At 39.9% G+C, this 19,884-nt stretch carries 21 protein-coding genes; 13 read left to right on the top strand and 8 right to left on the bottom strand.

The genetic code is table 11. From position 1 onward, the window contains the following. Window positions 1-69: 69 nt before the first annotated feature. The 5 genes from ABOA58_RS15745 to ABOA58_RS15725 all read left to right on the top strand — a co-directional run bounded on the left by ABOA58_RS15745 (window position 70) and on the right by ABOA58_RS15725 (window position 4,789). Window positions 70-1,032 carry a WD40 repeat domain-containing protein gene (locus tag ABOA58_RS15745; protein WP_350299137.1) on the top strand — a complete coding sequence of 321 codons (963 nt, stop codon included), beginning with the start codon at window positions 70-72 and terminating at the stop codon, window positions 1,030-1,032. Between the two features lie 5 nt (window positions 1,033-1,037). Next, the gene (locus ABOA58_RS15740; protein WP_350299136.1) at window positions 1,038-1,724 is read left to right on the top strand and encodes a response regulator transcription factor; all 687 of its coding nucleotides are present in this window, start codon (window positions 1,038-1,040) and stop codon (window positions 1,722-1,724) included. Then, window positions 1,721-3,136: a sensor histidine kinase gene (locus ABOA58_RS15735; protein ID WP_350299135.1), complete on the top strand. Its 1,416-nt coding sequence runs from the start codon at window positions 1,721-1,723 to the stop codon at window positions 3,134-3,136. Before ABOA58_RS15740 ends, ABOA58_RS15735 begins: the two co-directional genes overlap by 4 nt. Window positions 3,137-3,155: 19 nt before the next feature. Further along, complete coding sequence (locus ABOA58_RS15730; RefSeq protein WP_350299134.1) at window positions 3,156-3,593, top strand: FixH family protein; 438 nt, start codon at window positions 3,156-3,158, stop codon at window positions 3,591-3,593. A 458-nt stretch (window positions 3,594-4,051) separates the two neighbouring features. After that, entirely contained in the window at window positions 4,052-4,789 is a 738-nt protein-coding gene (locus tag ABOA58_RS15725) for a CAP domain-containing protein (protein ID WP_350299133.1), read from the top strand. A 192-nt stretch (window positions 4,790-4,981) separates the two neighbouring features. Here the strand turns inward: ABOA58_RS15725 and ABOA58_RS15720 are convergent, their stop codons facing one another. Beyond that, complete coding sequence (locus tag ABOA58_RS15720) at window positions 4,982-5,449, bottom strand: Hsp20/alpha crystallin family protein (RefSeq protein WP_350299132.1); 468 nt, start codon at window positions 5,447-5,449, stop codon at window positions 4,982-4,984. A gap of 158 nt (window positions 5,450-5,607) precedes the next feature. Between ABOA58_RS15720 and ABOA58_RS15715 the strand changes: the two genes are divergently transcribed. Then, the gene (locus ABOA58_RS15715) at window positions 5,608-6,381 is read left to right on the top strand and encodes an SDR family oxidoreductase (RefSeq protein ID WP_350299131.1); all 774 of its coding nucleotides are present in this window, start codon (window positions 5,608-5,610) and stop codon (window positions 6,379-6,381) included. A 63-nt stretch (window positions 6,382-6,444) separates the two neighbouring features. Here the strand turns inward: ABOA58_RS15715 and ABOA58_RS15710 are convergent, their stop codons facing one another. Both ABOA58_RS15710 and ABOA58_RS15705 read right to left on the bottom strand, forming a co-directional pair. Next, window positions 6,445-7,800 carry an MATE family efflux transporter gene (locus ABOA58_RS15710; protein WP_350299130.1) on the bottom strand — a complete coding sequence of 452 codons (1,356 nt, stop codon included), beginning with the start codon at window positions 7,798-7,800 and terminating at the stop codon, window positions 6,445-6,447. A 963-nt stretch (window positions 7,801-8,763) separates the two neighbouring features. After that, complete coding sequence (locus ABOA58_RS15705; RefSeq protein WP_350299129.1) at window positions 8,764-9,876, bottom strand: mechanosensitive ion channel family protein; 1,113 nt, start codon at window positions 9,874-9,876, stop codon at window positions 8,764-8,766. Window positions 9,877-10,069: 193 nt separating this feature from the next. Here ABOA58_RS15705 and ABOA58_RS15700 point away from each other — a divergent pair, with 193 nt between their 5' ends. Continuing rightward, window positions 10,070-11,158 (top strand): undecaprenyldiphospho-muramoylpentapeptide beta-N-acetylglucosaminyltransferase, encoded by a 1,089-nt coding sequence (locus ABOA58_RS15700; RefSeq protein ID WP_350299128.1) that lies wholly within the window; start codon window positions 10,070-10,072, stop codon window positions 11,156-11,158. Between the two features lie 52 nt (window positions 11,159-11,210). Next, on the top strand, window positions 11,211-11,354 hold the full coding sequence (locus ABOA58_RS15695) for a DUF2639 domain-containing protein (RefSeq protein WP_101225224.1): 144 nt from the start codon (window positions 11,211-11,213) through the stop codon (window positions 11,352-11,354). Window positions 11,355-11,398: 44 nt separating this feature from the next. On the opposite strand, the gene ABOA58_RS15690 is transcribed toward ABOA58_RS15695, so the two are convergent. The 4 genes from ABOA58_RS15690 to ABOA58_RS15675 all read right to left on the bottom strand — a co-directional run bounded on the left by ABOA58_RS15690 (window position 11,399) and on the right by ABOA58_RS15675 (window position 14,322). Then, complete coding sequence (locus tag ABOA58_RS15690) at window positions 11,399-12,082, bottom strand: LrgB family protein (RefSeq protein ID WP_101225223.1); 684 nt, start codon at window positions 12,080-12,082, stop codon at window positions 11,399-11,401. Continuing rightward, window positions 12,057-12,449: a CidA/LrgA family protein gene (locus ABOA58_RS15685; RefSeq protein ID WP_101225222.1), complete on the bottom strand. Its 393-nt coding sequence runs from the start codon at window positions 12,447-12,449 to the stop codon at window positions 12,057-12,059. The genes ABOA58_RS15690 and ABOA58_RS15685 overlap by 26 nt, the downstream gene beginning before the upstream one ends. A 205-nt stretch (window positions 12,450-12,654) precedes the next feature. Then, complete coding sequence (locus ABOA58_RS15680) at window positions 12,655-13,209, bottom strand: GNAT family N-acetyltransferase (RefSeq protein ID WP_034307447.1); 555 nt, start codon at window positions 13,207-13,209, stop codon at window positions 12,655-12,657. A 333-nt stretch (window positions 13,210-13,542) separates the two neighbouring features. Continuing rightward, window positions 13,543-14,322 (bottom strand): undecaprenyl-diphosphate phosphatase, encoded by a 780-nt coding sequence (locus tag ABOA58_RS15675; RefSeq protein WP_101225332.1) that lies wholly within the window; start codon window positions 14,320-14,322, stop codon window positions 13,543-13,545. 208 nt (window positions 14,323-14,530) lie between these two features. On the opposite strand from ABOA58_RS15675, the gene ABOA58_RS15670 reads away from it, so the two are divergent. Next, on the top strand, window positions 14,531-14,851 hold the full coding sequence (locus ABOA58_RS15670; protein ID WP_034311189.1) for a DUF4870 domain-containing protein: 321 nt from the start codon (window positions 14,531-14,533) through the stop codon (window positions 14,849-14,851). A 103-nt stretch (window positions 14,852-14,954) separates the two neighbouring features. Here the strand turns inward: ABOA58_RS15670 and ABOA58_RS15665 are convergent, their stop codons facing one another. Continuing rightward, on the bottom strand, window positions 14,955-15,089 hold the full coding sequence (locus ABOA58_RS15665) for a hypothetical protein (protein ID WP_350299127.1): 135 nt from the start codon (window positions 15,087-15,089) through the stop codon (window positions 14,955-14,957). A 274-nt stretch (window positions 15,090-15,363) separates the two neighbouring features. On the opposite strand from ABOA58_RS15665, the gene ABOA58_RS15660 reads away from it, so the two are divergent. The 4 genes from ABOA58_RS15660 to dapF all read left to right on the top strand — a co-directional run bounded on the left by ABOA58_RS15660 (window position 15,364) and on the right by dapF (window position 19,448). After that, window positions 15,364-16,158: a hypothetical protein gene (locus ABOA58_RS15660; protein WP_350299126.1), complete on the top strand. Its 795-nt coding sequence runs from the start codon at window positions 15,364-15,366 to the stop codon at window positions 16,156-16,158. Between the two features lie 89 nt (window positions 16,159-16,247). Beyond that, complete coding sequence (locus tag ABOA58_RS15655; protein WP_350299125.1) at window positions 16,248-16,820, top strand: beta-class carbonic anhydrase; 573 nt, start codon at window positions 16,248-16,250, stop codon at window positions 16,818-16,820. Between the two features lie 156 nt (window positions 16,821-16,976). Further along, window positions 16,977-18,278 carry an NCS2 family permease gene (locus ABOA58_RS15650; protein WP_350299124.1) on the top strand — a complete coding sequence of 434 codons (1,302 nt, stop codon included), beginning with the start codon at window positions 16,977-16,979 and terminating at the stop codon, window positions 18,276-18,278. A gap of 183 nt (window positions 18,279-18,461) precedes the next feature. Next, a complete protein-coding gene (dapF, locus tag ABOA58_RS15645) occupies window positions 18,462-19,448 on the top strand; it encodes a diaminopimelate epimerase (RefSeq protein ID WP_350299123.1) in 987 nt (328 codons plus the stop codon). Window positions 19,449-19,884 lie beyond the last annotated feature (436 nt).

Raw genomic sequence — 19,884 nt, 5'->3', positions numbered from 1 at the left:
ATACTTTTTTCACAAATCATTGTTAAAATTTTTAAAAAATAGATATTTAATGAATAAGGAGCTTAAAATATGAAGTGGGGCATTGGGCTTTTTCTTGCCATCGTACTGCTTACTGGGTGTAATAGCGGTAATGCATTTACTAAAATCAATAAAAGTGAACCTTTCCTGGCAACTGTCAATATCAAGGATACTTCTCTGACTTTTATAGATGAAAACTATCATCCATTTGCAAAATGGGATATTTCAGAACCATTTACCGGAGCCCTGCTCCTGGCAGACAAAGATACTATCCTGCTTTATGGAAAAGAGATGAAAAAAGTCCAAGTTTACTCATTATCAGCAGGAAAACTGATAAACAGTTGGGAAATTGGGAAAGGAATCGTCAATATGCAGTTGTTACGTGATGGAAAAAGCATCGTGGCGGTCAATCAAGCGAATCATTCCATTTATTTTTTAAATGCTGATGGGGAGGAACAGGATATTGTCAAGGTTGGTAAAAGCCCCTTGACCGTTCTTCAAGGAGAGCAAGCGAATCGTTTGTATGTTATTAATTTTGGTGATACCAAATGTTCAGTGATAAATCTTGAAACGAAAAAGGTCGATTTCGAATTTCCCGTACATAGTTCCAGCACTGGCACATTATTAAGGGAAGAAAAGGATGAAATATGGATCGGAGGACACGGTGATGGGGACCAAGTGGAAGAAGATCTATATATTTATTCGGCAAAAACAGGAGAGTTGAAGAAGAAGCTGAAGGCCCCCACCATGCCGATAAAGTTCCTGGAGAATGCTGAAGGCATATTTGTCCTTAGTCATGGTACAAGCTCCTTATATAAATTGAATGATCAATATGAGGAAGTGAAAAGCAAAGTGGTCGGCGTCAACCCCTTTGAAATGGCGAACTTCAATGAAGATGTGGTCGTGGCGGGATATGATAGTGATGAAGTGTATGTAATGGATGCTGAAACAGTCGATGTTAAAAAAACGATAAAAGTCGGCGAAGGTCCGTTCCAATTGATGTTGAGGGAGTAGATGACATGCATGCTTACACCATTTTAGTCGTGGATGATGAAGAAGATATGCGAAATCTAGTTGAAATGTATTTGCTGAACTCAGGTTATCGATGCCTTCAAGCTGCGAATGGAAGAGAAGCTATAAGGATGGTTGAAACAGAGGAAGTGGATTTAATCCTATTGGATATCATGATGCCAGGTATGGACGGTTTCTCCGTTTGTGAAGAAATTCGTGAAAATTGGGAGATCCCTGTGATCTTTGTCAGTGCGAAAGGTGAAGAATGGGATAAGGTGAAAGGGCTGAAGCTTGGCGGCGACGATTATATCGTCAAGCCGTTCAATCCAGGAGAATTGGTCGCAAGAGTGGAAGCTGTATTGCGAAGGACAGGGAAATTATCATTGAATGAAGAGAATCAAAACCATGTCCGATTCGGTAAAATTAGCTTGAACTTACAATCCAGAACGGTTTTGGTTGAAGGGAAGGCAATCAATTTAACCTTGAAAGAATTCGAATTGCTGTTATTTCTCATGCGGCATAAAAGCCAGGCACTCAGCCGTGAACAACTGCTTGAAAATGTATGGAGCGGGGAATATGGAGGATCTTTACGTACCGTGGATACCCATATCAAAACGTTACGAATGAAATTAAGAGCGGCCGATTACATTCAAACCGTCTGGGGAATCGGTTATAAGATAGAGGAAAAGAAATGATCAATAAATGGCGAACCCTCTCATTTAAATTATGGCTCACCATCATCACCGCCATCATCCTTTCCGTACTGTTCGCTTACTCACTTTCTCAATATTATTATAAAAATCTATATGTGGAGAAGCTAAAAACAGATTTAGTCAATGAAGCGTCATTGCTAGGGGCGGATTATACCGGCGGTGAAATCAGTGATGACTTTAAGGAAAAAGTTGAATGGTTTAACAGTAAGAATGACAGCGAGGTCTTTGTCGTCAACAATCCCAGGGAATTGAGTGCCTGTCTGCCTTTTGAAATCAATTATGATACCCTTATTTCTGAAGAAGAACGGCAAATGCTTTTAGATGGGAAAGCCGTTGAAAAAGAGGGATATGAGAAAAGGTTTGAAAAGAACATTGTAGCGGCGATCATACCCCTGATTGACGAAGATCGCCTCGAAGGTATCATCTATACATATATTCCAGTAGATTCCATTACGGTCTTACTTAAGGAATTTGCTGCAAAATGGTTGGCAGCGGTCCTATTATTCTTGATAGTCGCGATATTTTTTACTACAAAATGGTTGAAAAGGCTAATCAGTCCGATTAAGGAAATAGAGACTGCAGCCCATCGTGTTTCAGAGGGGAATTATGACATACAGGTCCATGTAAGGAGCCATGATGAAATAGGTAAATTGGCAATAGCCTTTAATGATATGGCCAATTCCATCCATTTGGAAGAAGAAAGAAAAAAAGAATTTCTAGAAAATGTAGCACACGAGCTCAGAACCCCGCTTAGTTACGTAAAGGGATACACACAGGCCATATTGGATGGTGTCGTGAAAAATGATGAAGAACAACGGAAATACCTTCATCTCATTTCAAGGGAGGCACTTAGGCTGCAGCGGCTTGTGGGAGATCTGATGGACTTAACAAAAATGGATAGTGATCCATTCTTGTTAAATAAAATCCCGATTGCCTATGCCCAATTCATTGAAGACGTACTTGTGAAATATGAACCGATAATAAAAGAAAAGCAATTGGACTTGCAGCTGGATCTGGATCCAGATCCGATTATTTTTGGGGATGAAGGAAGGATGGAACAGATCCTGCATAACATTTTTGATAATGCCATTCAGTACACGGATCCTGGAGGGTCGATCCATATTACCCTAATTCAGCATAAAGATGATTGCGAACTGCTGATTACTGACACGGGTAACGGGATCCCGGAAGCGGATCTGCCACATATCATGAATCGTTTTTACCGAGTGAACAAAGCACGAAGCCGTTTTGATGGCGGTTCAGGGCTTGGACTGTCCATTGTCAAAAAATTGGTGGAATTGCAAAATGGTAAAATCGAAATAGAAAGCAAGGAAAAAAGGGGAACAAAAGTCAGGGTCATCCTACCGGTTATAAAAGAAGAATGGAATTCATAAAAAGGGGATACGTTCAAAAATGAAAAAAATCGTGTTATTTTGCATGACGTTAATTTTTTTGGCCGGATGCGGCAAGGAAGAGGAAATTCCGAAAATGTTAAATGTCGATTTAGCTGTCGATCCAATTCAGGGTAAAGTGAATGAGCCTGTGAAATTTCAGGCAAAAGTGACTTATGGGGACGAAGTTGTGACAGATGCAGATGATGTCAGTTTTGAAATTTGGCTTGCGAATAGCGATGACCATGACAAAATTGCAGTAAAACATAAAAGAAACGGCATATATGAATTGGAAAAGACTTTTGATGAAGAAGGAACCTATTATGTATACGCCCATGTAACGGCAAGGGATATGCACAACATGCCAAAGAAAGAATTCGTCATAGGGAAACCAAGCACTCCTGAACAAAATGGTGGGAAAAAGGAAATGGACGAAATGGATGATGAAGAAATGAAATGATGAATGACTATCAAAACCAAAACAATTCGGGAGTGAATCCGGATTGTTTTTTTATTTGAAAAATGGTCAAGGCAATAGGGTAGAAATAATCAGGACAAAAGACGGCGTGTTGAAGTTGAATCGAAAAATTTGTAACATAAAAGTAAAGAAAGTCATATTATGTTGGTTAAATACGATATGTCAACAAAAAGTTATTAGTATTCAATGGAAATGGTTCTATGTAACTACCATTGACAAGTAAGGGCTGGAAAAATATGAGTATATATACCACTAAAAGAAACATAGATAGGTAAAGGATTCTTGCAAGCTTTCTCTGAAACTAGGATAATAATATTTTCTCTTTCGTATCCTGTTAAATTCGATGGAAATTGATGGTGCATTTATTACAAAAAGTGCATGTTATGATAATTCCAGAAGCAAAGCACAACACAAAACGAACATCACAGGAGGAAATACGAATGAAAAAGAAAATGTTTATGTCAGCAGCAGCGGCTGCAGCTATTATATTCACAGGAGTAGGAGCTAACCAAGCTGAAGCAGCCAACTGTGATACTGTTAAACAAGTAACTTACAAATCTATGAATAAAGAGGATATGCAAAAAGTCCTTGACCAATACCTAGCTAAATACAATATCACTTTACCTGCAGCGCAGGCACAACAAAAACCAGTTCAAAAACCAGTTCAAACACCAGGTCAAGAAGCTGGAGCAGCGAACCAAGCAAAACCTGAAGCAAAACCTGAAGCTGAAGCAAAACCTGAAGCACCGGAAGTGACACCTGATAAATCAACTGATGAAAAACAAGAGACAAGCTCTGAATTAAGTGCTTTTGAACAAGAAGTTGTTAAATTAACTAATGCAGAACGTGAAAAACAAGGTTTGTCAGCTCTTAAAATCGACACTGAGTTGAGCAAAGTTGCACGTATCAAGTCTCAGGACATGAAAGATAAAAACTACTTTGATCACAATAGCCCAACTTACGGCTCACCATTCGATATGATGAAACAATTCGGAATCAGCTATAAAACAGCTGGCGAAAACATCGCACAAGGTCAACAAACACCTGAAGAAGTGGTACAAGCTTGGATGAATAGCCAAGGACACCGTGAAAACATCATGAATTCTAGCTTTACTCATATTGGAGTAGGTTACGTAGAATCTGGTAACTACTGGACTCAACAATTCATCGGAAAATAATAGATTAATAGAAAAGTGCATCCCATTTACATGGGGTGCGCTTTTTTTTGCGAGAATAGATCATTCCATTCCATGGAAAAAATCAATGGTGACATCGATTGGTTCTCTATAATGTACCCAAATCTAAAAAGAATTGAACCAAGAAATAAATGGAACCGCACCTTAACATCAGTGAGGTCCCGGTGAAGCCGCTTAAATCTCGGATACATCGATTTCTGAATACTGTGTATTGAAACTTTTTTGAAGACGTATTTCCAATGTTGATTCTTTATATTGGGCCGATGCCCCTTTTTTCTTTACAGGTGCGGGGAGTGTTATGACATGCCGATCTGACTCTTCAGGAATCCCCTCGATGATGGATTGGTTAGATGTATGGTAAAGTTTCATTTTCTTTAGCCAAGATTCATCGTCTATTGGAATTCTTACGAAGACATATAAGTGGGTTTCAAATACTTCGGCATGTAAAGGATGTTCAGATCTGGCATTTACTTTTTGTGAGCCGCCATCATTTTGGTTCATCATACCTTGCATATTGTCAGGGATCACTTGTGAAAATACCTTTTCAATGAACGATTGAACGTCACTTTGCTGCATATTTTTCATGAATTCCTTTTGGTTCGGGTTATTCTTAAAAGAAAAAAGTGAATTCCAGGGAAACATATTGAATTCCTCTCTCCTGCTTTTGGTCTGACAGGTTTATTTGTTATATTTTATGCAGCTAAAGCCCAGAGGTTCTTTTTTATAATTACTAAATTATAGAAAATGGAATAAACTTATGTATAATTAAGTAAAATCCATTAGATAAAGAGGGTAAGCCTGTGGATGAAAAAGTAGCTTTTATTACTGGTGGAGCAACGGGTATCGGCAAAAGGATGGCATTTTCACTCGCGGATAATGGAATGTCCATTATCATTACTTATCGAAAAAGTAAAAAGGCAGCTTTAGCATTAGTGGATGAATTACAGGAAATGTATCATGTTAAGGCACTTGCGATTCAAGGTGACTCGTCAAGTGAGGAAGATTGCCGGAATATTTTGCAAAAGATTTTGGAGGCATTTGGCCATGTTGATATATTCATTCATAACGCAGGGCCATATATGCATGATCGTAAACCCATGACTGAATATGGCAGCGATGAATGGAAGTACATCATGGACGGGAATTTAAATGGTTTTTTCTTTTTTGCGAAGGAACTTATTCCACAAATGCGCAGTAGAAACTGGGGTAGAGTCATTACATTAGGGTTTGAACGGTGTGAAACTGCACCAGGTTGGATCTATCGTTCTGCTTTTGCCGCTGCAAAGAGCGGCTTGACTTCCTTGACAAGAACTTTAGCTGCGGAAGAAGCTACACATGGAATCACCGTGAATATGGTTTGTCCTGGTGATATCATAGGGGATTGGAAAGAGGAGGAAATTAGGGTCGCGAGAGCAGAAAAGGATGATACGGTTCCAGTTGGCAGACCGGGTACGGGGGAAGATATAGCGAGGGTCATCACGTTCCTTTGTGATGAAAAATCAGATTTCATTACCGGGAGCATCATACCGGTAACAGGCGGTAAGGATGTTCTTGGGAAAATATATAAAGCCTAGTGGTTTAGAATTTGAATTCAGAATGAAAAAAAGTGAGGCCGGTGTAATCCAGCCCCACTTTTTTTACGCCATTTTTTTATATTTCACTTGCTGTATGAACCGTAAGCGAGCCGCCAAGCCTATAGCTCCGAGAGCCAAGCCGGTTATTAAGCCGATCCAATACCCAAAGGCTCCCATATCGGTATACTTTGCAAAAAAATAGCCAATGGGAAGCCCGAGAATCCAGTAGGAGACCAGTGACATCGCAAATGTGACATTAACATCTTTATATCCACGCAATATACCCTGAATGGGTGCCTGGAGGGCATCCGATATCTGAAAGAAAATGGCATATATTAAAAAATGTGAAGTCAGCATCATTACCTCATGATCTTTAGTGTATAAAGAAGCCACAGGTTCACGGAAGAGGAATAGGATGGTCGACAAAACGAGCGACATCGTCAAGGCCATCGATATGCCAATCCAGCTATACACTTTTGCATCTTTATAACGGGTTGCCCCAATTTCAAATCCAATGACGATCGTCAAAGCCATGGATATACTTAGCGGTATCATATAAAGCAGGGACGCAAAATTCATGGCAATCTGATGCGATGCAATTGTCACGGTATCATACTTACTCATCAAAAGGGTGACGGCCGAGAAAATGCTTGTCTCAAAAAAGATAGCCAGCCCGATGGGTACCCCAATCAATAATAAAGCCCGCCATTCTTTCCAGGAAACCCGGAAAAATTCATTGAAAACCTTATATGTCGAAAACGGGTTGATTTTTATTACAACAAGGATGGCCACCAGGGCAATTAACCAATAAGTAATGGCAGTTGCGTACCCGGAACCGACACCGCCAAGTTCGGGGAATCCAAACTTCCCGTAGATTAACAGGTAATTAAAAAGGACATTTACCGGAAGTGCACATAAGGTGATGATCATGGAGATTCTGGTCTGCCCCAGAGCATCAATGAAGGCCCTTAACGCATTATAAACGAATAAAGGAATGATACCGAGTGAAAGTGCAATCAAATAATCATGAGCAACCATGTGGACACTATCTTCAAGGTCCATGGCATTCAATACGGGGTTCAAAGAAAACGCCCCAATGATTAATATGAACAAGGCTAAAGTGATAGCTAAATAAATGGCCTGCATCACGGAATAGGAAACGGATTTAGACTGCCTGGAACCGACCAGCTGTGAAACCACCGGCGTTAAGGCAATCAATATCCCGCTCAGCCCCGTGTACACGGGTGTCCATAGCGAACTGCCGATGGAGACGCCAGCAACGTCCTGGGTGCTGTATTGTCCCGACATCATCACATCAAAAAAGGTCATGGCATACATGCTGATTTGGGTTATCAGGATAGGTATCAATATATAAAATAACAGGCGGATCTTTTGTGATTTAGTATAAGTCTGATTCATTAAAGTACCTCAATATCAATATTTGGAATTTTCAACACAATGAAAGAATTATATCACATAAGCATGTGATGTTTTAAGAGTTTTTATTTAAAGCTAAAAAAGACTTGCCGTTTAGGGCAAGTCTCAGTTTGTAGACAAAAGGGGTACGGAATTAAAAAATCTCGAACCCCTTTTGAAATTCCCTTTGAATTTTCGCTTATTTAAGTTAATAAGTGCAGAGCAAGTATACGTGGATTCCACACATGTGAAAGTCAGTGCGATATGGTTTCCATGATAAAGTGCCTCATATCTCAATGTTCGGGGAAAATTAAACGACGCTTTAAAGATACAGACTTGTTTGAACAGATTTCTATCTATCTTAATGACAGCTGCTTTGCCAAAGAACTAACTGTAAGCCGTATTTGTTTCAACCTTCTTTCAATTCAATTGTTTTACGCTTGAACGAATACTGAAGGTATATTGAATGAAGGTCAGTTTAACTTATTTAGCTGGATCAATACTTGGGCGTCCTACCTCTGAATACTATCTTTCACCAAATCTTAATGAAAGAGAAGTCAATGGCAGCTTCCATTTTACGAACCAAATGGTTTGCTGGCACCAGTTGATCTAAAGTAATCATTTCAAGTTGATCTCGCTGAATAGAATCATGTTTAGAAAGCATCCTCATCACCTCAAGTTTTAATACTTCTATTTTAAAACAAAAATGACTCTAGGCAAAAGTGTTCGATCTAAAAGGTAAGACAAAGTTGATTGGAACGGAAGGTACGAGACTCCTGCGGGAAAAGCGCGTCTAGGGGAGACCCCGCAGGCGAAAGCCGAGGAGGCTCCCCGACCGCCCGCGGAAAGCGAGTGCCTGAAGTGGAAATCAACGTCCAAATTGTACAAGCCATAAAAATAGACAACCTCGATTTTCATCGAAGTTGTCTACAGTCTGAGACTTGCCGTTTTGGGCAAGTCCTTTTGTCAGTCGCGCATGGATTCAAAATCATTCATGGCTTCCATATTTGAGTCTTTTTGAAGAATGAAGGCTTGGGACGGAATGGCAATTTGTACATCTTCCTGTTCCAATATCTCCATTATTTTAAAGTTCACATCTTCTTTGATTGATAAATATCCTCCAAAGTCCGTCGCTTTCGTGAAGAAATAAAGGTAAAGATTGAAACCGGAATGACTGAACTCATCAAATTTAACCAAAATTGTTTCCGGATGGACTTCAGGATGATCAATCAGCATTCTTTCTATGTCTTTAATGACATTTTCCAATTTTTCTTTTGGTGTCGTGACATTCACACCTAGATGGAAGGCAATCTGTCTTTTTCCCATCTTGGACCAGTTGATGATCGGTTCATTCGAAAGGGTCGCATTTGGGACTGTAACTAAAGCTTGGGCAAAAGTCCGAACTTTGGTGCTTCTGAATGTGATGTCTTCAATGGTTCCCTCCACGCTTGGAGTTTTGATCCAATCTCCTATGGTAAAAGGTTTTTCGGTAACGATGACGATTCCTCCAAAGAAATTGCTGACTGTATCTTTAGCGGCAAGAGCGAAAGCCAACCCACCCAAACCAAGCCCTGCAACGAATCCATCGACATTAAATCCCCATTCTTCCGCAATGATGGAGGCACCAAAAGCAATGATGATTATGTTTATGATTTTCGTAAAGAACGGCATGACGATTTGATCGACTTCAAGCCCGAATTTACCTACTAATTTCGGAAATAAAATGGTTAAGATTGAACTGATATTGAAAATCGTCCAAAAGAATAAGAAGACAAAAAACGATCTGTATATTTTCGATCTTAATTCAACCAAAGGTGAGTCGATCGGAAAATAGTGCAGTGAAATGATAACACCAATTAAAACGATAAGCCATCTTACCGGCTGTTCTATTGCGAGCATTAAGTTGGCTGCAAATTCTACTTTGCGTTTTTCTGCAATTCGTAGAAAGAACTTGAATATATATGTAGTAAATACTTTCCGAAGCAAAAGGAAGATTAGAAAAATGCCAATGGAAATTCCTAATTTGGTCCAGGCTTCGATCCCATCAAATTGATTGAGTGATTCAGAAACTTCTTGCAATGTATTACTCCTCCAATGTATCTTGTAGTATTGTAGAATACTAAGATTATAATATATTCATGCTGAAAAAGGAAAAATAATCGATGATTACTTTCCTCACGGGGATTTTGCGGTTCACTGAATACTTTTTCAAGTTATTAATGGCAAGGATATATGGTAATATGGATGCAAAGTGATTTTTTAAGTTTGGAAGGTGGAAATATTGACTAAGAAAATAGTATTTACCGGAGGCGGTTCTGCCGGTCATGTATCTGTTAATGCAGCAATCATCCCGGAATTTTTAAAGCATGATTGGGATGTTACTTATATTGGTTCAAAAAAAGGCATTGAAAAAAATATCATCGAAACGGAATTTCCCGAGGTCCGTTATGAAACGATTTCCGTTGGTAAATTCCGACGTTATCTATCTGTTGAAAATATGAAAGACCCTTTCCGGGTCATAAAAGGGATTTTTGATGCACGAAAAATATTAAAAAAGACCAAGCCGGATTTCATTTTTTCTAAAGGTGGATTCGTTTCGGTTCCAGTCGTTTTGGCAGGAAGGATGCTAAGAATACCAATTGCAATACATGAATCGGATTATACGCCTGGTCTGGCTAATAAGATTGCCATGCCACTTGCATCGAAAATTTTCACTACTTTCCAGGAAACAGAAAAAGACCTTCCGAAAGAAAAGGCCATGTATCTAGGCGCTGTATTGCGCGATGGGATTTTTAAGGGAAACGCTTCTGCTGGTAAGGCATTCTGTGGATTCACGAATAACAAACCGGTGTTACTCGTTATGGGCGGGAGCCTTGGGGCCGTTAAAATCAATAATATGATTACAGATAACCTTGATGCTTTATTAAAGGAATACCAGATTATACACATTTGCGGGAAGGGAAATGTGAAACTGGAATTGAAACAAAGGGGATATGCTCCTTTTGAATTCGTACATGAAGAATTATTCGATCTTTTGGCGGCTGCTGATGTCGTTGTGTCAAGGGCAGGTTCAAATTCAATCTTTGAATTCCTTGGTTTGCAAAAGCCGATGCTGCTTATCCCTCTAAGTGCCAATGCATCTCGCGGAGATCAAATCCTGAATGCGTCAAGCTTTGAAAAACAGGGCTTTTGTAAAGTCATTCAGGAAGAAGAGTTAAATGACCGGATTTTTAATGCTACATTAGCGGATTTATTGGAACAATCGAATGAATATCAGGAAAAAATGCGTCAAAAACGCCCATTTAAAACGGCAGCTGAAATGTATGAATTATTACTTCAAGTAATGGCTGCAAAAAAATAAGTATCAATCCCCTCTATGCAGCATATCTTTTTCGAACAGAGGAGGGGGTAGAATGGCTTATGAATATTCCAAAGGATGGTTCATTCAGCAGCTAAAAGCTGCAGGGATAAGCTATCATCCAATTGAGAAAAAAAAGTTGGAGCTGTATAAAACCTATATTCTTAGGCGTTTATACGACGATCTGCAAAAAAGATAAATCATAAAAAAGAAACCGCAACGTCGTTGACGTTGCGGTTCTTTTTATAGGAAATTACTTATAAAAGGAAAAAAACAGGAAATTAGGATACCTGCGATAGCCATTGCCGCACCTGCGACAGCCCCGGTGAACTCACTTTCCTGGGCAGCTTGAGCAGTTCCGAGACCATGAGCGATCGTACCATAAGCGATACCGCGAGCGAAGGGCATCGTGATGTTTAGTTTATCCATCATTTTTGGAGCGATCATCGTACCCAGCACCCCAGTCAAAATGACGAAGGCTGCTGATATATTGGAATTTCCGCCATAAAGTTCCGTGATTTCAACAGCGATGGGCACTGTAATGGATTTAACCGCCAATCCTTGGAGTATGAATTGCGGAAGAGAAAATGCTTTAGCGATGGCGAAGGCAATGATCAATGTAACCATAAGACCAAATATCATGCCGCTAATTGCCGGCATTGCATATTTAACGATTATCTTTCTATTTTTATAAAGTGGTACGGCCAAGGCAACGGTAGCCGGTCCCAGGAAATAGGTGATTATGTCTTTTCCCGGTGAATAATCTTCGAAGTCCAAACCGCTGATCAGCAGTACGAGAATTATTGTAACCGTACTGAAAAATACGGGCGTCGTAAAAGGTGATGGATGTTTAGCATATATTTTCCTTCCAATGAAATAGGCAAGGATGGTTATCAAGATGCTATATGTTGTGATGAGCGCTGTCATGCTGCTTAACCTCTCCTCTATGGGATAGCTTCTGAACGGTCCAAGCTGAAACTATGAATCCAAATATCAGGCTGACTCCCAATGTAAGTGCCAATGGCAAACCGAATTTAATGAAAAGCCATCCCATTGTCATTAAACTGATTGAAATGGGGATGAAGAAAAAGGCTAGGTGCTTTACCAAAAATCCTGAAGTAAGTTCAATCCATTCGACTTTTATGACCTTCGTCTGTAATAAACCGAATAACAGGATCATGCCGATGACGTTGCCTGGTATGGGTAATTGAAGTAAATTGGCTAAATAATAGCCGAGCTTGCAAATGATGAGCAGGAAGATAAGCTGCACGATAAAAGCAAATGTTTTTTTCATGATTAAGTCCTTTCAATGACGCTTTGAATATATTGATGAATTGGTCAATTATATTCATTATAAAAAAATATCCCTAAAAAGAATAGGGATTTGCAGCAATCTATCTTAAACATCCTATGTAAATGGAAAAAAGAGCTTTCCAGGTTTGGAAGCTCCGGCCATTATATGAAAAGATAAACAAAGCCATGTTGAAATGTTCTTCGCTTTATGCTTCAAGTAACTGCTGTTCGTCATCATCATGCTGTCTAAGGATATGAAAGGTGTATAAATCTTTAGGAATTTCATACAAATCGTAGATATCTCCTTCATGATTGATCTGATCATAAAGGGATTTTCTTGTTTCGTTGGCATTGACGGCATAAGGAAGCTTTTCTGCGGCTTTTATAGAGCGGATATTTTTTTTGCGAATACGCATGAAGACCGTTTCCAAACCGAGCTCGAAAAAAAGCTCTTTGAAGAAAGCGTCTTTTGCAATGGCATTATACCCTTTTCCATGATAAGGCTTGCCAAGCCATGTGCCTAAGAAACCTGCACCATTTTCAATATCATATAAAGAAATACAACCGATGGGATTTTCCCATTCATCCAAGATTGTTCGTGAAATGAGTTGCCCAGCATCTTCGGCTTCGATCGTTTGCTTAGTGATGAAAACATATTCTTCATATGAATCTACCTTATGGCGCACGAAAGGGAAGACATCTGGATGCGTCATTTGTTCATAAAGAGAAAAACAATCTGTGAAATCTCTCTTTTTTAACATTTCCGTCCCTCCGTTTGAGGGCAGTTCTTATGCGTAGTCGCTGCCCACCCTCGAAATTTTTTAAGTCGTTCATCAAAAAATTTCGGGGTGGGAATCGAACCCACTAGAACCGGAAACCGGTGGCGCACCATTTGCCTTCCCTATTTTTATTGTCAGAAAATATGCAAATCTAAAGAACCTTACGAAGGTATAATACTAAAAAAAAAACGGTTTGGGAATAGGTTTTTTGCCTTTTTTTTTCGTCAAATTTCAACTTTTTTTCGAAGGGTGAAATCGTAATGCAAACGCCTGCATTTTTCCTTGAAAAACTGGTTTTTCCGCCCGCTTTTTTCTTTAAAATTCACCTGTGAATTGCATGAATAAAATGATTGCGCCGAGGGCCCACACATAAATGGAGAATATTTTCAGTGAACGCTTTTTTAAGAAATCGATCATCCATACTACGGCTATATAACCAAAGATTGCTGCGGCCAGGGTTCCGACGAAAAGCGCAGTGAGTGGAAGCCGTTCAACATCTCCAGTAAAAATCGGTTTCATCTGAAATACGATCCCCCCCGTAATGGCAGGAATTGAAAGCAAAAAGGAAAAATAGGCTGCAGTGGCCCTATCCAATCTGCAGAAGAGGCCGGCGGCTATCGTTAAGCCGGAGCGCGAAAGAGCAGGCATGATGGCAGCAGCTTGGAAGGTACCGATAATCAGGGCATCTTTAATGGAAATTTCATTAAGGGATTTGGCCCCTTTTTTCACTCCGTCCGCTACCCATAAAATCAGTCCGGTCGCTAAAAATTCCCAGCCTATGGTGACACCTGTTTTTGAAAGGCCATCAAACCAATCTCCGAGTAAAATGCCGGCAATCACTGCAGGAATCGTCCCAGCAATGAGAAGCAGAGTCATTTTGGAGAAAGGATTTTTCAAAATGGCGATGATGTCATTCTTATAGACGACCAATAACGCCAGCAATGTTCCGATGTGGAGCATGGTATCCAGAAAAATGCCGGCCTCGTCAAGATGGAAAATATGCCGTCCTAAATATAAATGTCCAGTACTTGAAATAGGTAAAAACTCAGTCAAGCCTTGAATGATCCCAAGGATGAAGGCTTGAAATTCATTCAGCAAAAAAACATCACTCCATTCTAGAAGGTATAGGACAATCCATTTTTTAAACTGTATGCACAAGACGGATGAACATGTCCGGATTTTATTGTCTTTATCAAGAAAAAGCAGTCCAATTTTACCTGGTTTCGAATAAAATGAAAGGAAAAATGAAACTATTTTTCATTTGATTCGTAATTATTCATATGAGAAAGGAGGAGAAGACACTATGCCTACTAAAGATGAAAGAGTGTTTGCTGCCCTTATTTATGTGATCAGCTTTTTTACAGCATTTATCGGTCCTTTGGTGATTTGGTTATTGAAGAAGGACTCGTCACAATTTGTGGATTATCACGGAAGGGAATACTTGAATTTTTTCATTTCCTACACCGTATATTCAATAGTCGCAGGGATACTCACTATAGTATTGGTTGGATTCTTGCTATTGCCGGTTATCGGGATAGCTTTAGTCGTATTCACCATCATTGCTGCTGTTAGGGCTTATGAAGGAACGGATTACAGGTTCCCGTTGATCTTCAGGATATTATAGAATGATGTAAAAGGATTCCGTTCAATTCGGAGTCCTTTGAGACTGTAGACAAACTCGAAGAAAAGCGAGTTTGACTGCAGTTTTTTTATTTAGAAAACGTATTTTAGAAATCCGCTCCCTTTCCACCGACTGCCTGCCAAGCCTCCTCGCCTTGCGGCTGCGGTGTCTCGGCTAGCCAGTAATTCGGCAGGAGTGTCGCAAATTTCTTCAATCCAATAAGGAATACAGTGAAAAACATTAAGAATAATCTAGTCTTGTTCTAAAATTGGGTAGGAACCCATTTTGTCTACAATAAGATTCCGTTCAATTCGGAGTCCTTTTTTATTTGGACCGTGTTGGGAATTGCCTTTCATTAAAAAGGGAATAGATCACATTAAAGCGAATAAAGTATTATGATAACTACTTCCATGCACTTTTAGGAAGCGGATGCCGGGCGGATTGTGGTACTGCTAATCAATGGCCGCCCTTAAGGCGGTAATCTTTCTTGTAAGGAGTGAGGAGCAGAGCGGGATATGAATATACGTGAATATTATCAGAAAACGAGCAATTCAAATTTTAATGCATCTTGGATATCTCTTCTTTTGGCCGTCGTCTTTTTCATTTGCCATATTTTTGCAATGATACCGGGCAATATATTATTGATAACGTCTCCTTTTATTTTCTTTAGCATTGCCCAATTTGTCAGTCATCGTATATATGAAAATAGAATGAAGGAATTGCCTGATGAACACATCGGGACGAATGCCGGGTTATTAAAAAATGAACATGTTTTATTGACTTTTATGCCAGCACCGACATTGCGCCTGCTTCTCTTTGCGCCGGATGGGTCACAAATGGGCGAGATACGGGATTTGAATATGAAGTGGTTCATGTGGATGATTCCCAATTTCTTGTCGATGCTCATGACCAAGCGATATGAACTGGTGGACCATGAGGGGCGTTTGCTGGCTAAGTACCATATCAAAAGGGGCCTTTTCAATAAAATGACGATCATGGATGATCAGGGCGGCATTATTGGATCGTATCAAGAAAATCGGTCATTCGTGAAGATCAATGGAATGATCTATAAGGAAGACGGTACGGAATGGATGCCAATTGAAACGCCGGGAAGTGTGAAATCTTTCGAGATTGCCACAAAAGACGGGGAAAAGATCGCTTCATACCAAGAAGGCTGGATGCCTTTGGAGTGGGGTAAACGATTCAAGACAAATACACCCATACTTTCTTTTTCATCAAATGTTGCTGAAATTCCTAAAATCATTGTCTTTGGGTTCTGTGCAGCCACACTGAATCATCGTTCAAATTGACTATGGTTAACCTTTAGCAAATCTTTTAAATATTTGATATAATAATAGGGAATACATAGATTAAATACATAATAAAAAGGTGGTAAATTATGAGTTTACTTAATGAGATTCTGGATTATAATGAACAGTTTGTAGAAAAAGGTGAATATGTTAAGTATAGAACGGATAAGTTTCCTGAGAAACGTATGGTCATCATAAGCTGTATGGACACTCGGCTCGTTGAACTATTGCCAAAATCCTTGAATGTCAAAAATGGCGATGTCAAAATCCTGAAGACTGCCGGGGCAATCGTCTCCCACCCATTCGGAAGTGTCATGCGGAGTATCCTTGTTGCTATTTATGAGCTAAAGGCAGATGAAGTATTGGTCATACCTCACCATGACTGCGGGATGGCATCAGTCGATGCCGAGTCTGTAATGGACAAGATGATCGAACGTGATATACCAAAGAGCACCATCGATACACTGGGAGCTGCAGGAATCGATATCCGCAGTTGGCTTCGCGGATTTGATGATGTTTATGAAAGTTGTAAGAACAGCGTCGAAGTGATTAAAGGACATCCTTTGATCCCTAAAAATATTCCTGTACATGGTCTAATCATTTCGCCTGATACAGGGAAGCTGGAATTGGTAGTCGATGGGTATTCACAAGAACAAAAATAATATATTCATCGAGGCTGTCGGGATCATTTCCGACAGTTTTTTTCAAATTTTTATCATTACTATTTATTTTTATCCTTTTTTTTGTTAAAATCGCCAAGTGTAGTTTGTCACTAATACAAACGGGTGGGCGAGGGATAAATTTAATAAGGATACAACATGAAGAAATTAAACTTGGAAACGTTTTTTCATTTTTCCGATTATGGAACGAATGGAAAACGTGAAATCCTTGCTGGAGTGGTCGGCTATTTTACGATAGTCTATATTCTCATCGTGAATTCCCTGATATTATCGGAAGCGGGCATACCGATTAATGGTGCAGTGATTGCCACGATTCTTTTATCTGCTTTAAGCTGTGTCATGATTGGACTTTGGGCGAATGTCCCAATCCTCCTCGTTCCAGGAATGGGCGTAAATGCCCTATTTGCTTATACCATGGTTCAAGGAATGGGTCTATCTTGGCAATCGGCTCTTGGTGCTGTGTTTATCTCAGGGGTAATTTTTGTAATCATCGCTTTTACAAAATACTCTAAGTTAATCAGTGATTCGATTCCAAGTTCGATAAAAGAAGCCATATCTGTCGGTCTTGGCTTATTCTTGATGCTAATCGGTCTTGAAAAGGGCGGGATAATCACAGGAGGTTCATCATCAATCGTCGCACTCGGAGATTTAAGCGATCCAGCGGTGTGTGCAACGGTGTTGACCTTTTTACTGGCAATCACGCTGTTCATCAAGAATGTCCCCGGTAATTTCATGATTACCATCCTGGCAGGCAGCCTCATTGCCTATTGGTTTGGGACGGTTCAACTATCGGATATCCATTTTTCAGGCATAGACACAGCTTCCTACGGCGATCTTTTCTTTTCATTATCGTTCCTGGAAGCAAACCGGATTGAATTCTGGATAAGTGTATTTGCGATGACGATGGTTCTTGTTTTTGAGAATATTGGTCTTGTACACGGGCATGTAGACAGTATCAACCGCCAGGATGCCTATAAAAAGTCGCTCCAGGCGACAAGTGTGTCCGTTCTATTATCAGGCTTATTCGGTTCGAGTCCTACCGTTGCTACAGTAGAAACGGCAGCTGGAATCGCATCAGGAGGCAGGACTGGTTTTACTTCAGTGGTGACAGGCGTGCTATTCATTTTATCACTGTTATTTATACCGGTGATTAAAGTAATCCCTGATAGCGCCATTGCCCCCATCTTGATTATCATTGGCATTTTGATGCTCGGAAATATAAAAAAGCTGGATTTCAGCGATTTAACCGAGAGCATACCTGCAATCATGATCATCACGATCATTCCTTTCACTTACAGTATTGCCGATGGAATGGCATTCGGTTTCATCCTGTACCCGTTCTTGAAGCTTGTAACCGGAAAAGCGAGAGAAGTGTCAGCCCCGATGTATGTGAGTGCCGGAATGTTTATCGTCTATTTCATCATCGGTATGATCGGTTAATAATTCAAAAGAGCGGTTGGAGTATGAGTTAATTCTTATTCCAACCGCTTTTCTTATTGGGTTTTTCGTCGAAAAAAGGATTTATTGTGATTTACGCGATGACACATCCATCTTTAAAATGCTATGATATAGAATATTAAAAAAATGATAAATGACAAGCAGCATATTAGAGGATGTGACAGGATGATTATTGAAGGTTTAAAAAGCCATGGTTCAGGAAATGATTTCTTGATCATTGATGAATTGACTACAACCCTGACGTTTACTGAAGAACAGCGGAAAAATTTCGCGAAGGCCCTATGCAATAGGGAGAAGCTTGGAGCGGATGGTATTTTGTTTGTAATGAAAAGTGAACATGCTGATTGCCGGATGCGTGTCTTTAATGCGGATGGTTCGGAAGCCTCGATGTGCGGCAATGGACTTCGTTGTGTTGCACGTTACGCGAACGACGTTTTAGGGCTAGATAAAATGATCGTGGAAACCATGAAGGCGGATCTACTCGTGGAAAAAACGGAAGATATTTATGAGGGCATTCCGACTTTCAAGGTGGAAATTTCACCAGTAAGTTTTAATGTGAAGGATCTACCTCTTGTATTGGCTAAAGAACAGCTGCAAAACGAACCAATGCCGGAACTTCATGATACCCTGATATTTTCGGCATTGGCGGTTCCTAATCCACATTTGATCACTCTCGTTGATAGTGACGTTTTACAAAGTGATTTGCAGGAAGAACTTTCAACAAAGGTCAATCAACCGAATGAACTTTTCCCTGATGGTGTCAATGTCAGCTTTGTGAAAGAGCTGGAACCAGGGAGCATTTATGTGCGGACATTCGAACGGGGAGTAGGCTTCACGAATGCATGTGGAACGGCGATGTCTGCTTCAAGCCTTGTAACATGCTCTGTTGGTTTAAACGCATTGGAAAGTGAAATATCTGTCTACAATAACGGCGGAAAAGTTAAATGCGTTGTCCATCATGATGAAGAAAGCCAAAAGTATTCAATTGATTTAATCGGGAATGCAACCTATGAATTCAAGGTATCGATTGAAATAGACTTAGATCAGCCTGAAAAATTTGAAATGCTTGAAAAAGAGGATTTTGAATTCGAAACAAGCTTATATGCCAAGCTTCAGGATGAAGTGCAAAGTTATTTGAATACAAAATTATAATGAAATTTTTAAACTGCAGGCGAACTCGAAAAAAAGCGAGTTTGCCTGCAGTTTTCTTATTAAATAAGTTGCAGTTGATTTCAGCCGGAGCACTTTTTTCGTCCTTCGCCGTACCTTTCCGGAGCTTTTTCTCGATAATCCACCCAGTTATTTTTACCTTCACCGCAAATTATCAGGCCGTTGACGATTTTATCCGACCTTCGCCGCAAATTATCAGGCCGTTGACGTTTTTATTCAACCTTCACCGCAAATTATCAGGCCGTTGACGATTTTATTCGACCTTCACCGCAAATTATCAGGCTGATGACGATTTTATTCGACCTTCACCGCAAATTATCAGGCCGTTGACGATTTTATTCGACCTTCACTGCAAATTATCAGGCCGTTGACGATTTTATTCGACCTTCACCGCAAATTATCAGGCCGATAACGATTT

It is taken from the genome of Peribacillus frigoritolerans, from assembly GCF_040250305.1.
Lineage (GTDB): Bacteria > Bacillota > Bacilli > Bacillales > DSM-1321 > Peribacillus.
Note: the sequence above shows the minus strand (reverse complement) of the source record. Positions and strands in the feature narration are given on the sequence as shown.

Excerpts from the sequence above, each read along its gene's own strand:
- ABOA58_RS15735 (WP_350299135.1), top strand. The coding sequence starts at position 1,721 with ATGATCAATAAATGGCGAACCCTCTCATTTAAATTATGGCTCACCATC.
- ABOA58_RS15720 (WP_350299132.1), bottom strand. The coding sequence starts at position 5,449 with ATGTTTCCCTGGAATTCACTTTTTTCTTTTAAGAATAACCCGAACCAA.
- ABOA58_RS15685 (WP_101225222.1), bottom strand. The coding sequence starts at position 12,449 with ATGAAAAAAACATTTGCTTTTATCGTGCAGCTTATCTTCCTGCTCATC.
- dapF (WP_350299123.1), top strand. The coding sequence starts at position 18,462 with ATGATTATTGAAGGTTTAAAAAGCCATGGTTCAGGAAATGATTTCTTG.
- ABOA58_RS15655 (WP_350299125.1), top strand. The coding sequence starts at position 16,248 with ATGAGTTTACTTAATGAGATTCTGGATTATAATGAACAGTTTGTAGAA.
- ABOA58_RS15665 (WP_350299127.1), bottom strand. The coding sequence starts at position 15,089 with ATGTTTTTCACTGTATTCCTTATTGGATTGAAGAAATTTGCGACACTC.
- ABOA58_RS15690 (WP_101225223.1), bottom strand. The coding sequence starts at position 12,082 with ATGACAGCGCTCATCACAACATATAGCATCTTGATAACCATCCTTGCC.
- ABOA58_RS15740 (WP_350299136.1), top strand. The coding sequence starts at position 1,038 with ATGCATGCTTACACCATTTTAGTCGTGGATGATGAAGAAGATATGCGA.
- ABOA58_RS15660 (WP_350299126.1), top strand. The coding sequence starts at position 15,364 with ATGAATATACGTGAATATTATCAGAAAACGAGCAATTCAAATTTTAAT.
- ABOA58_RS15725 (WP_350299133.1), top strand. The coding sequence starts at position 4,052 with ATGAAAAAGAAAATGTTTATGTCAGCAGCAGCGGCTGCAGCTATTATA.
- ABOA58_RS15650 (WP_350299124.1), top strand. The coding sequence starts at position 16,977 with ATGAAGAAATTAAACTTGGAAACGTTTTTTCATTTTTCCGATTATGGA.
- ABOA58_RS15730 (WP_350299134.1), top strand. The coding sequence starts at position 3,156 with ATGAAAAAAATCGTGTTATTTTGCATGACGTTAATTTTTTTGGCCGGA.
- ABOA58_RS15680 (WP_034307447.1), bottom strand. The coding sequence starts at position 13,209 with ATGTTAAAAAAGAGAGATTTCACAGATTGTTTTTCTCTTTATGAACAA.
- ABOA58_RS15695 (WP_101225224.1), top strand. The coding sequence starts at position 11,211 with ATGGCTTATGAATATTCCAAAGGATGGTTCATTCAGCAGCTAAAAGCT.
- ABOA58_RS15710 (WP_350299130.1), bottom strand. The coding sequence starts at position 7,800 with ATGAATCAGACTTATACTAAATCACAAAAGATCCGCCTGTTATTTTAT.
- ABOA58_RS15670 (WP_034311189.1), top strand. The coding sequence starts at position 14,531 with ATGCCTACTAAAGATGAAAGAGTGTTTGCTGCCCTTATTTATGTGATC.
- ABOA58_RS15745 (WP_350299137.1), top strand. The coding sequence starts at position 70 with ATGAAGTGGGGCATTGGGCTTTTTCTTGCCATCGTACTGCTTACTGGG.